Annotated in this window: 11 protein-coding genes; 4 read left to right on the top strand and 7 right to left on the bottom strand. The window is 66.1% G+C overall.

The window, feature by feature from the left end; all coding sequences use genetic code 11:
• Window positions 1-632: 632 nt before the first annotated feature.
• Window positions 633-2033 (bottom strand): family 4 glycosyl hydrolase, encoded by a 1401-nt coding sequence (locus NGM07_RS22980; protein ID WP_253521618.1) that lies wholly within the window; start codon window positions 2031-2033, stop codon window positions 633-635.
• 243 nt (window positions 2034-2276) lie between these two features.
• On the opposite strand from NGM07_RS22980, the gene NGM07_RS22975 reads away from it, so the two are divergent.
• Entirely contained in the window at window positions 2277-3380 is a 1104-nt protein-coding gene (locus NGM07_RS22975; RefSeq protein ID WP_253521528.1) for a Gfo/Idh/MocA family protein, read from the top strand.
• Between the two features lie 31 nt (window positions 3381-3411).
• Here the strand turns inward: NGM07_RS22975 and NGM07_RS22970 are convergent, their stop codons facing one another.
• The gene (locus tag NGM07_RS22970; protein ID WP_253521526.1) at window positions 3412-4392 is read right to left on the bottom strand and encodes an endo-1,4-beta-xylanase; all 981 of its coding nucleotides are present in this window, start codon (window positions 4390-4392) and stop codon (window positions 3412-3414) included.
• A 110-nt stretch (window positions 4393-4502) separates the two neighbouring features.
• On the opposite strand from NGM07_RS22970, the gene gfo6 reads away from it, so the two are divergent.
• Complete coding sequence (gene gfo6, locus NGM07_RS22965; protein WP_253521525.1) at window positions 4503-5570, top strand: D-xylose 1-dehydrogenase Gfo6; 1068 nt, start codon at window positions 4503-4505, stop codon at window positions 5568-5570.
• 24 nt (window positions 5571-5594) lie between these two features.
• Here the strand turns inward: gfo6 and NGM07_RS22960 are convergent, their stop codons facing one another.
• On the bottom strand, window positions 5595-7928 hold the full coding sequence (locus NGM07_RS22960) for a glycoside hydrolase family 2 TIM barrel-domain containing protein (RefSeq protein WP_253521523.1): 2334 nt from the start codon (window positions 7926-7928) through the stop codon (window positions 5595-5597).
• Between the two features lie 118 nt (window positions 7929-8046).
• On the opposite strand from NGM07_RS22960, the gene NGM07_RS22955 reads away from it, so the two are divergent.
• Entirely contained in the window at window positions 8047-9183 is a 1137-nt protein-coding gene (locus NGM07_RS22955) for a HEAT repeat domain-containing protein (RefSeq protein ID WP_253521521.1), read from the top strand.
• Between the two features lie 125 nt (window positions 9184-9308).
• Here the strand turns inward: NGM07_RS22955 and NGM07_RS22950 are convergent, their stop codons facing one another.
• Window positions 9309-11426 (bottom strand): ABC transporter substrate-binding protein, encoded by a 2118-nt coding sequence (locus tag NGM07_RS22950; protein ID WP_253521519.1) that lies wholly within the window; start codon window positions 11424-11426, stop codon window positions 9309-9311.
• A 211-nt stretch (window positions 11427-11637) separates the two neighbouring features.
• Between NGM07_RS22950 and NGM07_RS22945 the strand changes: the two genes are divergently transcribed.
• Complete coding sequence (locus tag NGM07_RS22945; RefSeq protein WP_253521517.1) at window positions 11638-11865, top strand: hypothetical protein; 228 nt, start codon at window positions 11638-11640, stop codon at window positions 11863-11865.
• A gap of 47 nt (window positions 11866-11912) precedes the next feature.
• Here the strand turns inward: NGM07_RS22945 and NGM07_RS22940 are convergent, their stop codons facing one another.
• From NGM07_RS22940 to NGM07_RS22930, 3 genes are all read right to left on the bottom strand, one after another.
• Window positions 11913-12197 (bottom strand): hypothetical protein, encoded by a 285-nt coding sequence (locus NGM07_RS22940; RefSeq protein WP_253521514.1) that lies wholly within the window; start codon window positions 12195-12197, stop codon window positions 11913-11915.
• 173 nt (window positions 12198-12370) lie between these two features.
• On the bottom strand, window positions 12371-13516 hold the full coding sequence (locus NGM07_RS22935) for an ABC transporter ATP-binding protein (protein ID WP_253521511.1): 1146 nt from the start codon (window positions 13514-13516) through the stop codon (window positions 12371-12373).
• Window positions 13513-14634 carry an ABC transporter ATP-binding protein gene (locus NGM07_RS22930; protein WP_253521509.1) on the bottom strand — a complete coding sequence of 374 codons (1122 nt, stop codon included), beginning with the start codon at window positions 14632-14634 and terminating at the stop codon, window positions 13513-13515. The genes NGM07_RS22935 and NGM07_RS22930 overlap by 4 nt, the downstream gene beginning before the upstream one ends.
• Window positions 14635-14685 lie beyond the last annotated feature (51 nt).

Below are 14685 nucleotides of genomic sequence, written 5' to 3'. Positions count from 1 at the left end.
AACACCGTCTCTTGCACACCTTCCCCGTCGGAATTTTCTATCATAGAAAACTCGCGGCGGAGAAAGCGTCGGACGGGATGGGCGGGTTCCACCGACTGACCAGTGCCAGACAGTGTCAAACTCACGTCCGGGAGTTTTCCAGCCGCATATCCGTGAGCGAGGAGTCACAGTGCGGGAAGATCCAGCACAAGCATTACACCTCTAACTCTGTAATAGACGGACTCCGGCAGGTGCATAACTGTCGCTCTTTCGACGTAAAATCCCCAAATCCGTTCCCTATCTCAGAACGTGGGGGTTCGAGGGATGGAGGCGTTCTACCACCGTCGTCGAGAATTACGATGTACCGAGCGGCGAGGACGAAACCCGCACCCGGGACGGACTCCGGTGAACTCCCTTCGAGGGCGATTTCGATTGGTCGGATGCCGTTCACGATAACGAAACGCGGACGCCACTGCGTGCTAACGGTGACCGTTGCTCGGAGGTGACGGTGGCCGAGTACCGGAAGCGGCGACGAAGCGTCCGCGCGTCGACCCACCGGTGCGCTAGGGGGACACGGCACTTTCGGGGTCGTACGGGCGCCGCATCGCGAGTGCAGAGAAGCAGACTACCGCGACCGGGGCGCTCGGCCGAGATTAGAACTTCGGGGACTCCGCGAGCGTGTCCGACCCCTCGATGTCCCAGTCCTCGAGGTACTCCGATTCGGCCGCGACCAGTTCGGCGAACATGTCGCGGGCGTCCTCGGTCTGGAGGGTCCGGACCTGAGGGTCGATCAGGAAGCCCTCGAAGGCGGCGTCGAGGTCGCCGTCGCGGGCCGCCTCGATGACGGTTTCGATGGTGTTGACGTGTTCGTTGACGAGCGATTCGACCGGCCGGGGGAAACCCCCGGCCGTGACCGGTCGGATTTCGCCGGCGCGGACGACCGCGTTCGTTTCGACGACCGCGCCCTCCTCGACGCCCGCGACCTGCCCGACGTTCGGCACGTTCACGTTGGCGACGAACTCCTCGCCGCCGGCGAGGGCTTCGAGCATCTCGTCGAACACCTCGTGGGAGGACCGGAGTTCGAACTCCCGTTCGCCGTTCATCCAGGCCTCGACGTCGGTCGTCTGTTCGGACTCCTGGGGGGTCCAGTGTTTCGCCCGGAACTCGCTCGGCGTGCGTTTGACCCCCCAGCGGTTGAGTCCCTCCTTCCCGCCGACGAGGAACCAGGTCGCGTACTCGACGATGTGGCGCTCGCCCGCGGCCGGGAGGAGGCCGAACTTGCGCAGGAGTTCCCACTTGACCTGTCTGTTGTCGCTGAACGGACTCTGGTCTTCGAGGTCCGCCGACGTGAACGTCCGGTGGGCCTCCTCCGAGTCCTTGCGGTCCTCCAGCACCGGCCACAGGTCGACGCCGTTGCAGCGGGCCTCGTCGACCCACGTGAAGTGGTTGATACCCTTGACGTTGACCGTGACGTCCTCGTAGGTGGCGTCCATCCCGAGGTGTTCGTTGGCGAGGGCCGCGAGTTCGTGGCGGGTCCAGATGACCTCGTGACAGAGGCCGACGGCGTTGATGCCGGGATACTCGTCGTAGAGTGCGCGGGTCACGAAGTGGACGGGGTTGGTGAAGTTGAACACCCACGCGTCCGGGCAGTTCTCCCGAATCGCGGCCGCGAACTTCCGGTAGAGGGGGATGGTCCGCATCGCGCGGAAGATGCCGCCGGGACCGATGGTGGCCGCGACTGCGCCGTAGATGCCGTACTCTTTGGGGATGTCGAGGTCGTGGACGAACGTCTCGGCGGGGTCGTACTGCGTCGAGAGGATGACCGCGTCCGCGCCGTCGAGCGCCTCGTCAAGGTCCTCGACCGCCTCGTAGGTCCAGTCGCTGGCGTCCTCGTGTTCCTTGTGGACCCAGTTGCCGAACTCGGCGTTCCGTTCGGCGCTCTCGACGTCGGCGTCGTAGAGGCGTACCTCCCCGTCGAGGTCGGAAAGCGCGAGGTCTTGGACGAGTTTGGGCGCCCACTCACGGCTTCCGCCACCGATGTAGGTGATCGTCATATCGTCGCTGTCCAGCGGGTTCTCCAGTCGTTGTTTCTGCTGCTGTATGCTCACAACTAACACAGGGTATTGCGGCCACATATAACAGTCTGGCGGTGACGGTAATCCGGACCAGCGACGCCCGCGCGCCGGTGTTCCGGCCCACACAGACAGCGGCGAGAACCGGGCGCTCTCGCCCCGGTCGGTGCGGCGGCCGAGTTCCGGGTGGCAACCTTTACCGTCCTCCGTCGGGATGCCCTACCCATGGATTCGTTCTCCGTGGGCGTCCTGGGCTGTGGCGACATCAGCGACGCCTACCTGTCGTCGGACGACCGCTTCGACTGCTTCGAGATCGTCGGCTGTGCGAACCGGAGCCGAGGCCCGGCCGAGGCGAAGGCCGAGGAGTACGACGTCACCGCGTACGACGTCGACGAACTGCTGGCGGACCCGACCGTCGACGCGGTGGTCAACCTGACCTCGCCCGGCGCGCACGCGGAGACCACCCTCCGCGCTCTGGAGGCGGGCAAGCACGTCTACTCCGAGAAGCCGCTGGCGACCGACACGGGCGAGGCGCGTTCGATTCTGGAAACCGCGACCGAACGCGACCTGCTCGTGGGCTGTGCGCCCGACACGATTCTCGGCGCGGGCCTGCAGACGTGTCGGGCGGTCGTCGACGAGGGGCGCATCGGCGAACCGCTCGGAGCGACCGTCGTCTGGGCCTCCTCGGGCCACGAGACGTGGCATCCGAACCCCGACTTCTTCTACGAGGAGGGCGGCGGTCCGCTCTACGACGTGGGCCCGTACTACGTGGCGGCGCTCGTCTCGCTGCTCGGCCCCGCCCGGCGCGCCACCGGTTCGACGTCGCGGGCCACCGACGAGCGGACCATCGAGAGCGAACCGCGCCGCGGCGAGACGATCGACGTCGAGGTCCCGACCCACGAGACGGGAACGGTGGAGTTCGCCGACGGCGTCACCGCGAACCTGCTGTTCAGTTTCGATACGCCCGGCGGGTCGTCGTTTCCCGCGCCCGCCTTCGAGATATACGGGACCGAGGGGACGCTCGCGCTCCCCGACCCGAACCGCTTCGACGGGCCGGTCCGCGTCTCCGACCGAGACACCGACGGCTTCGAGGCGGTGTCCTCGACCCACGGTTACACCGCGGGACGGGGCGTCGGCATCGCCGACCTGGCCCGCGCCGTCCGGACCGACTGGGACCACCGGACGACCGGCGCGCTGGCCTACCACGTCCTCGAAATCGCGGAGGGAATCCGGACGGCCGCGGACCGCGGCGAGCACGTCGCCATCGAGAGCGACCCCGGCCGGCCGGCGGCGGTTCCGACCGCGTTCCCGGACGAGCGGGTCGACTGAGCGCGGTCACGTCTCTCGGTCGGCCGAGGCGCTATCGGGCGTCCCGATGCTCGTCGAGCGCGTCCTTCACCGCGTGGTAGGCGGGCTTGGGTTCGTTGTCCCCGCTGAACAGGAGCGGTTGTTCGGTGACGTCCGGGAACCACCCGGGAATCCAGGAGTCGCTGTCCCGGACGCCCCAGACGACGAGCGTCGCACAGCCCTCCTCCAGGCACGCTTCGAGGATCTCGCGGTAGTCCTCGGCCTGCCGTTCGAGGTAGTCCTCGGGGGCGTCCGCCGCGAGGTAGGAGACGTCCATCTCGGTGATCTGCACGTCGAGGCCGAGGTCCGCGAAGCGCCGGACGTTCTCCGCGACCGACGTCGGGTCCGGCGTTCCTCGGAGGGCGTGCATCTGAAGCCCGACGCCGTCGATCGGGACGTCGCGGTCGAGGAGGCGCTCGACCAGGTCGTAGACGGCGTCGGACTTCTCGTTGACGGCGTCCGCGCCGTAGTCGTTGTAGTAGAGGTCAGCGTCGGGCGCGACCTCGTCGGCCCACCGGAACGCCTTGTCGAGGTACCGTTCGCCCATCGCCCGGTGCCAGACGGTGTCGCGCATCGACCCGTCGTCGGCGACCGCCTCGTTCACGACGTCCCACGCGTCGACCGTCCCGCGGTAGCGGCCGGCGACCGTGTGGACGTGGTCGCGGAGGAAGTCCGCGAGTTGTTCGTCGGTGTAGTCCCACTCCTGGAACCACTCGGGCAACTGGTTGTGCCAGACGAGCGTGTGTCCCCGGAGGGTCATGTCGTACTCCTCGGCGAAGTTCGCCACCGCGTCGGCGTCCGTGAAGTCGTAGACGCCGGGTTCTGGTCGCAACGGTCCCATCTTCATCGCGTTCTCCGCGGTGACCGCGTTGAATTCGCGGCGGAGCGTCTTCCAGTAGCCCGCGTCCGTTCGAAGCGGTTGGGCGGCGACGGCGGCGCCGAGGTCGAAGCCCGCCTCGTCGGCGACGTCGCGTAGCGTAGTCTCTTCGGACATCGCTCGCCGCTACGAAACGGAGCGCCTTAGAACCTCGTGTGCGACCGCTCGCCCGGCCTCCGCGAGCGGACCGACACGAGATTTATGGTCGCCGCCCGAAACGCGTACGTATGGAGTTCGACGTCTTCGACGACGAGTTCGCCGACCGCGACTGGGACGACGGCGCCGACGGAACGGTCCGTATCGCGCTCGTCGGTCTCGGCGGGTTCTCCCGCGACGCGGCGCTGCCCGCCATCGCCGACGCTGACTATGCCGAGGTCACCACGACCGTCAGTGGGTCGGCCGAGAAGGCACGCGAGGTCGCGGCCGAGGCCGCGCTCACGTACGAGGCGTTCCACGACGGCGAGGCCGCCGACGCCTACGACGCGGTCTACGTCTGTACGCCGAACGCGCTCCACCTCGAACACGTCGAGGCCGCCGCCGCGCTCGGGAAGGACGTGATCTGCGAGAAGCCGATGGAGGCGACCCTCGAGCGCGCCGAGGAACTGGTCGCGACCTGCGAGGACGCCGGCGTGACGCTGATGGTCGCCTACCGGATGCAGTCCGACCCAGTGATTCGCCGGGCGCGCGACCTCGTCGCGGACGGGTTCGTCGGCGACGTCGCGCAGGTCGAAGGGTCGTTCGCGTTCGCCATGTTCGCCGGGGACGGGGCCGACCCCGACCAGTGGCGCCTCGACCCCGACCTCGCGGGCGGCGGTTCGCTCTACGACATCGGCGTCTACCCGCTGAACACGACCCGCTTCGTCCTCGACGCCGACCCCGTGAGCGTCCAGGCCTCGCTGACCAGCCCCGACGAACGTTTCGAGGGACCGACCATCGACGAACACGCGGCGTTCGTCGTCGAGTTCCCTGGCGGCGCGCAGGCGCTCTGTCGGTCGAGCTACGGTTCGTTCGGCGAGAATCGCCTCGTCGTCGCGGGCGACGCGGGGCGAATCACCGTCGAGGACGCCTTCAACCCCGACGCGCCGCGCACGCTGGTCCTCGAACGCGACGGGCGCTCCGTCCGCTACGAGGACCTCGACGCGAACGAACTCACTGAACAGTTCGACTACTTCGCGCACTGCTGTCTCACCGGCGAGACGCCGCACGCTGACGGCGAGCACGGACTCGTCGACATGCGCGCACTCGCCGGAATTCAGACCTCCGCCGCCGACGGCCGCCGCGTCGATTTCGACTGACTCTCCTTCCGAGATTTCGAGCGACTACGGCTCCGCTTCTACGGCTACAGTCACGCTGTCGCCGCTCAGTCCATCGGCTGTGACCTCGACCTCGACGGTGTCACCCTCGCGGTCGGCCCGGACGACGGCGATGCAGGTGCCGTGATACGCCGACCGAGTGTCGCCGACCCACGACTCGTCGCTGTCCAGGTCGCCGTTGTCGACGCCGGCGATTTCGCCCGCGCCCGAGACGTCGAATCGGATTTCGTGGTTCGCGCGGGGGACGCGCACTCCGCCGTCGTCGGTGACGGTCGCCTCGACGTAGACCAGGTCGCGGCCGTCCGCGGCGATGGTTTCGCGGTCCGCGTCGAGTTCGATTCGGGCGGGTTCGCCCGCGGTCCGCAGTTCGTGTTCGGCGACCACCTCGCCGTCCTCCGTCGCGACCGCCCGGAGCGTCCCGGCCTCGTACGGGACGTACCACTCGACCGGGCGGGGACCGAAGTCCTCGGCACGCTGGGTCCCGAGCGACTCGCCGTTCTGGAGGAGTTCGACCGAGTCGGCGTTCGTGAACGTGAACACGTTCACGAACCCGCGGGAGTCCGTCCGGTCGGGGAAGTTCCAGTGGGCCGACAGCGGCGGCCAACTCCACGGCGCACGCGCGGCGGGCCGGTCGCGCTCGTGGTCGACCGCCGCGGCGAAGACCGTCGGCTCATCCGACCACGCCGCCTGGTGGAATCGCCCGGACGGTTTGATCGCACCGGTCGTGTCGACCAGCCCCGCGGACCACCCCTTGTTCGGCCACTCGCGGGCCTCGCCGAGGTAGTCGACGCCCGCCCAGATGAACTGGCCGCAGACGTACTCCGTCTCGGCGACATCGTACCAGGGGTTGCGCGGGACGAACGCCAGCGGGTCGTCGCCGGACCCCCGGAAGAAGGGCCGACACTCTGAGCCGACGACGGGGATGTCCAGGCCCTCCTCGCGGTAGTCGTTGTACCAGTGCTCCTGGTAGTTACAACAGAGCACGTCGACGTGTTCTGCCACGCGCATGCCGTTCTCAACGACGCCTTCGGTGCCGTCGCCCCAACCCGGACTGCCGTAGGTGACGGGCCGGGTCGTGTCCATCTCGCGGGCCGCGTCGGTCAGCATCGCCAGGTCGTCGATCATCCCGTCGTCGCCGTGGTCGAAGCTCTCGTTGCCGACGCTCCAGCAGACGACCGAGGGGTGGTTCCGGTCGCGGTCGATCATCGCCGCGAGGTCCTCCTCCCACCACTCGTCGAACCACTCGTCGGCGCCCACGTGGCGCCACTTGTCGAACGCCTCTTCTACGACGAGGAACCCCATCCGGTCACAGAGGTCGAGCAGTTCCGGCCGGGGCGGGTTGTGCGCCGTCCGAATCGCGTTACATCCCAGTTCTCGGAGCGTTTCGAGGCGGCGTTCGAGGGCGCGTTCGGTGACGGCCGCCCCGAGACAGCCCGCGTCGTGATGGAGGTTGACCCCCTTCAGCGCGGTCCGCTCGCCGTTGAGGAAGAAGCCGGCGTCGGCGGTCCACTCGAACGTGCGGATTCCGAAGGGCGTGACGTAGTCGTCCACCGGTTCGCCACCCCGACGGACGACGCTCCGTGCGAAGTACCGGGTCGGCTCTGCCAGCGTCCACCGTTCGGGGTCGGGGACCGAGATGCGCTGTTCGAACTCGCGAGTTTCGCCGGAGTCGAGGGTGGCCTCGCTCCGCGCGGTCGCGACGACGTCGCCGTCCGGCCCGACGATTTCGGTCTCCAGTTCGCACTCGACCGCGTCCGATTCGGCGTTTTCGACCTCGGTCAGCGCCGTCACCTCCGCGCGCCGACGGTTGACCGCGTTCGTGCGGATATCGGTGCCCGAGGGCGCGACCGCGACCGGGTCGGTTTCGATCAGGTGGACGTCGCGGTAGATTCCCGACCCGGTGTACCAGCGGCTGTGGGGGTACTCGTCGTTGTCGACGCGGACCGCGAGTGTCTCACCGCCGTCGACGCCGAACTCTGAGAGGTCGTAGGTCACCGTCGAGTAGCCGTACGGGCGGTGGCCGACGTGCTCGCCGTCGACGTACACGTCGAAGTTCCGGTAGACCCCGTCGAAGCGGACGCTCGCCTCCCCCTCGACGTCGTCGGGGAGGTCGCGGCGGTACCAGCCCACGCCGCCGGGAGCGAACCCCTGTTGTTGCTGGTTGTCCGGGTCGAACGGCCCCTCGATGCTCCAGTCGTGGGGGACGTCGACGGTGTCCCAGTCGCCGTCGTCGAGTTCGGGAGCGGCGCCGTCGTCGGGGTCGCCCCGGCGGAAGCGCCAACCCGTCTCCAGGCGACGGACGCGCCGGTACTCCGGAGAAGGCCTCGTCTGAGTCGACATAGGAGCACATCGCCGTATCCCGCCAACTATCTTTTGATTCAACACGCGAACCGACGCGTACGTTCCCGGCCCGCAGGAGGCGATAGAATTTTCCACCGCTGTGCCGAACCGTCGCACGATGACCGAAGATCCGGCCGAGCGAGCGAACGAACTGCTTGACCGCGCTCGCTCCGAACCGGCGACGGTGGACCCTCGGGCGTTCGACGACCTCCTCACCGCCGAGAAGGGGCACGTGCGGCGGTACGCGATCGACGGGCTTCAGCTACTCGCGGCTCGAAACCCGGCCGTGCTGAACGACCGCGCCGAGCGGCTCGCCGACCTGCTGACCGACTCCGACAGTTCGGTTCGGGCCGGCGCGGCCGATGCCTTCGCGGGGAGGATGGACCCCGCTGCCGCCGTCGAGAGCGCGAGGGTACTGGCCGGACTGCTCGACGACGACTTTCCGGTCGTCAGGTGGAACGCACTCGAAGCGCTCGTCCGGGCCGCTCGGGAGGACCCAGACACCTGCCGGCCGTTCGTCGACGATGTCGTCCCCTTCCTCGACGCCGACACCGACCGCGTTCGTAACCTCGCGGCCACGTTCCTCTCCGCCGTCTCCAAGGAGTACCCGGAAACCGTGGTTCCGATAGCCGACCGGTTGCTCGACGTCCTTCTCTCGGACGTGGACGACAGGGTCGGCGTCGAACCGTCGATGTGGAGCGACCCCTCGGCCGTCCAGTCGCACGTCGAGCGACTCGCCGACGAGGTCGTCGGCCACCAACGCGACCTCCGGCAGGCCGCCGGTCGCACGGTCTACGAGGTTACAAAGGCCGAACCGGGTGTCGTCGCGTCTGAAACCGACACCGTCGTCGCGTTGCTCGGCGATTCCGACCCGGAGATTCGCCGCGTCGCCCTCGACGTACTGTCCGCGATAGCCGACGAGTACCCCGGGAGGATCGCCGAACGCGCCGATGCCATCGCCGCGCTAATCGACGACGACCGCGAAGCGATCGCCGTTCGGGCGAGAGCCTGCCGGGTGCTCGCCGTGGTCGGCGCCGACGAACCGGACACCGTGACGGCTGTAACGGTCGACCGCGTCGAAGCGATTCGGCGACTCCTCGACCACGACGCGGCGGCGGTCCGCGCGAGCGCCGCCGACCTCCTCGTCCTCGTCGCCGACCGCGACGGCGACGCCGTCACATCCGAACTGCGCGACCTCCACGACGATTCCGAGTCGGTTCGCGGTACTGCCGCGGACGCGCTCGACGACCGATAACGACCGGTCGCAGGTACGACCCTGTCCGACTGCCCGTTCTGGGCGCTCTCGATTATCGACGGGATTTCGTGTCGGAGAAAGAGTGCGTGGATGCGCGGAACGTCTCGGGTTCGCTCGCTGCCGCCCTACTTGGAGTTGCTCGGCGGGGAGTACTTCTGGTCGGGATTGGGCTGCGGGAGGCCGGCCTGCAGGTTGTAGTCGGCGGTGCCGCTGCCCTTCGAGGCGGAGTTGGCCGGGTGATCGTTCGGCGCGAAGTCGAAGTCCCGGACGTTGCCGTGAAGACCGGTGTAGATCTGGTTGAAGAGGAAGTTCGGCAGGTAGTAGTTGTAGTACTGCGCGCAGAGCTTCGCCTTCTCGACCATCTCCTCTTTGCTCATGTCCGGCTTGCGAAGCGAGTAGATGAGTTTGGCGACGTTGATCGTCTTGCCGTTCTTCAGGTCGGGGGCCACGACCGGCCCGTCGGGGGCCTCGATGGAGTCGACCGACTTGGGGACGTCCACTTTGAGCGGGCGTCCGTAGGTGTCGTGGGTGTCCGCCTTCTGGTCGTTCTTGTTCTTGGCGTCGACTTCCCACTTGGGGCTGTCGTTGGGGTCGCCGGACACCAGCGGGTTCGCCCACCACTGGCCGTTCGTCCAGTACGCGTTCCAGAACGTCCTGAAGTCGCCCCACAGCATCGCCATGTCGAAGTTCTGGATGTCGCTTTCGAGCGTCGAGGAGTAGGCGTCCCAGCCCATCCCCTGGACCTGGACGGGGATCCCGAAGCCGTTGAGGTTGGATTTGAGCGTCTGGGCCGCGTTCGTCTGTGCGTTGCTGTCGGAGATGAAGATGAGCTTCAACTTCGCCGTGCTGCCGTCGGGCCCGGTCCAGGCGCCGTTCTTCTTGGTGTAGCCGGCCTTCTTCATCCACTTCGTTGCGAGTTTCTGGTCGGGTTCGAGCGGGTACTGGTAGACCTTGTCGAGGAACTCCGACGAGAACGTCTCCTCGTTGATCGTGTTGAGCAGGAACGTCTGCCACTTGATGGGGTCGGCGGCACCGCCCCATCCGTTCGAACTGACCTGCTTCCAGTCGGTCGCCGCGACGATGGCGCGCCGGACCCACAGTCGCTTGAGGTGCTTGTTCTTGAAGTTGAAGATGGTCTGGTAGCCGTTGTTGGCGTACCACCGGTCGATCTCCTGGATGTGGTCCGGGAGCGTGGCGCGGTTGACCGACCCGCCCTTGTCCCTCACCAACCCGGATCTGAGATCGATCCGCCCCCGGTTCTGGAGCACTTGCGTCCGCGACGGACTCGCGAACATGATCTCGAGTTCGGGGACCTTGATGTGTTTGTTGGGGTGGTCGTCGCGGAGTTTCGCGATCGCGCGGGTCGAAGTAACGTCGTCCGAGGATTCGATCCGGTACGGCCCCGAACCCCAGCCCTTGTCCGCGTACTTCATGAAGGAGATGACGTCTCCCTCGACCTGCTTCATGATCTCGTTGACCTTGTTCTTCGAGGAGGCGTCCTTGAACTTCTGGACGTACGGTTTGGTGAACCCGGGATGGAACGGAGTCGCGTTCTCGGGAGTGGTTTCGTTCAAGGCATCGTTCTGAAGGATGAGTTTGTTCGTCGGGTCGGCCGCCTGTCCCTTCACCTTTCCTTTGTCGCGCCAGGAGTGGAGTTCCCAGTCCGAAACCACCTCGTTGTTGAAGGTCGAGGTCTTGTTGAAGATGGAACCCCCCATGGCGTAGTACATGTACCTGTCCAGGAGTTCGGCTTGAGCGTCGATCGGGGTGCCGTCCCAGAACGTCATTCGCTCGTCGAACGTTCTGTAGATATCGTACGGTGGCTCGACGCGGATGTTCTTCGTTATCGTCGGAATCGAAATCTCGTCGAAACCGTCGATCCACGGCGAGTCCCACGAGTGACCGCTGAGGAAGAGGTTGAGTTGGGGGTCTCGGGCGCCCATGATCTCCATCAGCCACTTGTCTCCCGAAGAGTTATCCCCCGTCTGCCACTTGTTGACGTTCGACTGCTCGGGGACGTTGTTCGCAGCGACCGTCAGTCGCTTGCTCGTCGCGGAATCGCTCTGCGGCCCGGGTCCGCTGCCGGAATTCTGCGAATTGGTTCCGCTCGCGTTACCCTGAGACTTCTTGTTCTTCTGGCCGCTACATCCCGCCGCGCCGACCAAGGTGGCCGAGACGATAGCCTGCAGGTATCTGCGTCTAGTCGAGTCTTCCGGGAGACTCGTGCCACTATGTTTACGCATACCATGCGATTATATAACACTACGGTAGATAAACCTTCCGGATTTGTGACTCCGTCGCAAGGACGGCTACGGCCGTGTCGCCGCGGTAGAGCGACGAGACGGAGTCCCGCGGATTCGCCCGAATCGTACCGATAGAAGTTTTTTTCAATCTGGACGGGAGATATCCGCACATGGACGACGTTCCGATGGCTCCTGAGTCGGTGAACTCCCCATGAGTAACGCCCGGTCGACGATTCTACGGGAGATCTGCAACCGCCGGATGCAGATATTCTACGTGTTCGCCCTGTCGGGGTTCTTCCTGCTCCTTCAGCTCCCGTACCTGCTGGTGGTCGATCCGAACACGGCGCTGTTCGTCATCTCGGTTCTCAACGTCGTCGGACTCGGCACAGTCACGGTGCTCAGCGGTGCCGCCATCTGGTACTGCAAGACGAACGCGTAGTCGTCCGAACCCCCTCTCGTGGTTGTCCGCCGACCGGTCGTGGTCGGTCAGACCGACGTCGCGGTCCGGTTCTGGTAGAGGGCGATACCCCGGAAGACCAGGTCGAAGAACAGCCCCATGATGATGAGCGTCACGCCCCACACGCCGAACATCCCGGCGTAGATGGGGGCTTCGCCCGGCAGTACCGTCGCGCCGGCCACGATGAACAGTGCGCCGACGATGGCGATGGTGAGTGCCACGTGAGTGCCGATCCAGTACCAGACCGCGAGCAGGTACATCCGGGGGCCGCTCGTTTCCTGTCTAGCGGACTCCAGCGAACGTACTTCAATCATTATTCAGAATATACGGAAGCCGGCATTTTAACTTTGTGGCTCCCGCCGGTGGCCTCGCGGCTTCCCTCGGATTCGACGAGGACGCACGGGAATCATGGTGTTCCGCATCGGCGACGTGCGCGGTCGGCATTCGGTCGACCGACGGCGACGGCCGCGGCCGTCGCCGTCGGTGACTACTCCTCGTCGTCTCGGCTGGAAGCGAACCCGAGTTCCTCTCGGTCGGAGAGTTCCTCGCTATGCCAGTACTCGTGATCGTCGACCGCCCGGAAACACTTCGCTTCGGTGTCCTCGGTCTGGTAGACCTCCGGTTCCTGGCGTTTGCAGACCTCGCGGGCCTGTTCGCACCGCGTGTGGAACTTGCACCCCGACGGCGGGTCGGCCGGGTCGGGGACGTCGATCCGACGGACCGGGGGTTGCTGGTGGATGGTTTCTTTGGCCACGTCCGGGTCGGCCGGCGGCGTCGACCAGCGGAGCACCTTCGTGTAGGGGTGGGTCGGGTTCTCGAGGATCTCGTCTGGACCGCCGATCTCGACGATGTCTCCGAGGTACATGACCGCGATCTTCCCGTCGGCCTTCTTGGTGAGGTACCGGGCGTTCGCGAGGTCGTGGGAGATGAACAGGTAGGACGTCCCGAACATGTCCTGGAGCTCGAGTAGCAGTTCCATCATCTCGACGCGCAGCGACACGTCGAGCGCCGACACCGCCTCGTCGGCCAGCACCAGATCGGGGTTGGCCAACAGCGCGCGGCCGAGCACGACCCGCTGCATCTCGCCGCCCGAGAGCTGATGGGGGAACCGCTCCGCGTAGTCTTCGACCGGTGTCATCCCGACGTGGTCGAGATAGCGGTAGATGGTCTCGAGGCGCTCGTCGGCGGAGAGTTCCGTGCGCCACTTCTTCAGGGGGTCGGCGAGCAGCGCGCGCACCCGGCGCGAGGAGTTGAGCGCGCTGCTCGGGTCCTGATGAACGATTTGGAGCGCGCGGCGGATGTCCTCGTAGGGAACCTCGCCGTCGCCCTTCCCGTCTTTGGCGTCCCAGATGTCCTGGCCGCGGTACTTGATCGACCCTTCGGTCGGCCGTTGGAGGCCGACGATGGCTTTCCCGAGCGTCGTCTTCCCGCACCCGGACTCGCCGACCACCGCGATGATGTCCTCCTCCTCGATCTCGAGGTTGACCCCGTCGACCGCCCGGACAGTTTCCTCGGAGAGTCGGCTCTGGATGATTCCGCCGGGCTTGAAGTGGATGTTGACGTCCTCCATCGAGAGGAGCGGTGCGTCGTCTGTCTCGTTCGCGGATTCAGTGTGGATGTCGTCTGCGCTCATATCGTGTCCTCCTCGGTCACGCCGGCGTGAAGCGTGTAGTCGATGGCCTCTCTCGATTCCTCGGTGTAGAAGCACGCGGCCGCCTGCTCGCGTTCCACCTCTTCGATCTCGGGATCGACGGTTTCGCACTGTTCGTCGGCGAGCGGACACCGCGGGTGGTACCGGCATCCGGACGGCGTGTTCACCGGGTCAGGTGCGGAGCCCTCGATCGGCCGCATCTCCTCAACCACCGAGTCGATGCTCGGTAGCGACCGCAGCAACGCCCTGGTGTAGGGATGGGCCGCGTTCTTGAGAATCTTCTCCGCGGAGCCGATCTCGGCGAACTCGAAGGCGTACATTACCGCGAGGCGGTCGGCCAGGCCGGCCATCAGCGGCAGGTCATGGGTGATGAACAGGATCGTCAGGTCGAACTGCTCCTGGAGTTCGCGCAGCATCGCGATGATGGAACGCTGCATCAGCATGTCGAGCGCGGCGGTCGGCTCGTCCATCACCAGCACCCGGGGTTCGAGGGTGAGCGCGAGCGCGATGAGCGCGCGCTGTTTCATTCCGCCGCTCAGTTCGTGGGGGTAGGACCCGAACACGCGGTTCGGATCCAGGTGAAGTGCCTCGAGAATGTCGCGGGCGTGGGCCATCTGCGCGTTGAGGTCGGCGTTGTGCGCGCGGATGGTTTCCTTGAAGTGGTCCCCGATCTTCATCGTCGGGTTGAACGAACTCATCGCGCCCTGGAACACCATCGCCGCCTCTTCCCACCGGAAGCGTCGCTGGAGTTCGTCGTTGAGTTCAAGGACGTTGACCGCGCCGTTCTCGTCGGTCGCGATTCCCCGGGGGAGTTGCTCCTCGCTTTGGGGGTAGTACGTAACCTCGCCGGACAGGGACCCCGGATTCTCGACCACGTCGAGCAGCGCCGCGGCGAACATCGACTTACCGCTCCCGCTCTCGCCGACGACGCCGATGATCTCGTTCCGTCGAATCTCGAGGTCGGCGTGGTTGAGCACCGTCGACTGGCCGCGGCTCATGTCGAACCAGACCGTTGCGTCCTCGGCCTTCAGGATGACGTCCTCTTCCTCTTTCGCTATCGATGCCCGGTCTTCGAACTGCGACGTTCCTACGTCTGTCATGGTAGTACCTCCGTGTCCCGGTTCCGCTCCCAGACGTCGGTCGTCCCGTCC

Source organism: Halorussus vallis, assembly GCF_024138165.1.
Classification (GTDB): Archaea; Halobacteriota; Halobacteria; order Halobacteriales; family Haladaptataceae; genus Halorussus; species Halorussus vallis.
The sequence above is the reverse complement of the archived record's forward strand: the minus strand, read 5'-3'. Positions and strand labels throughout refer to the sequence as shown.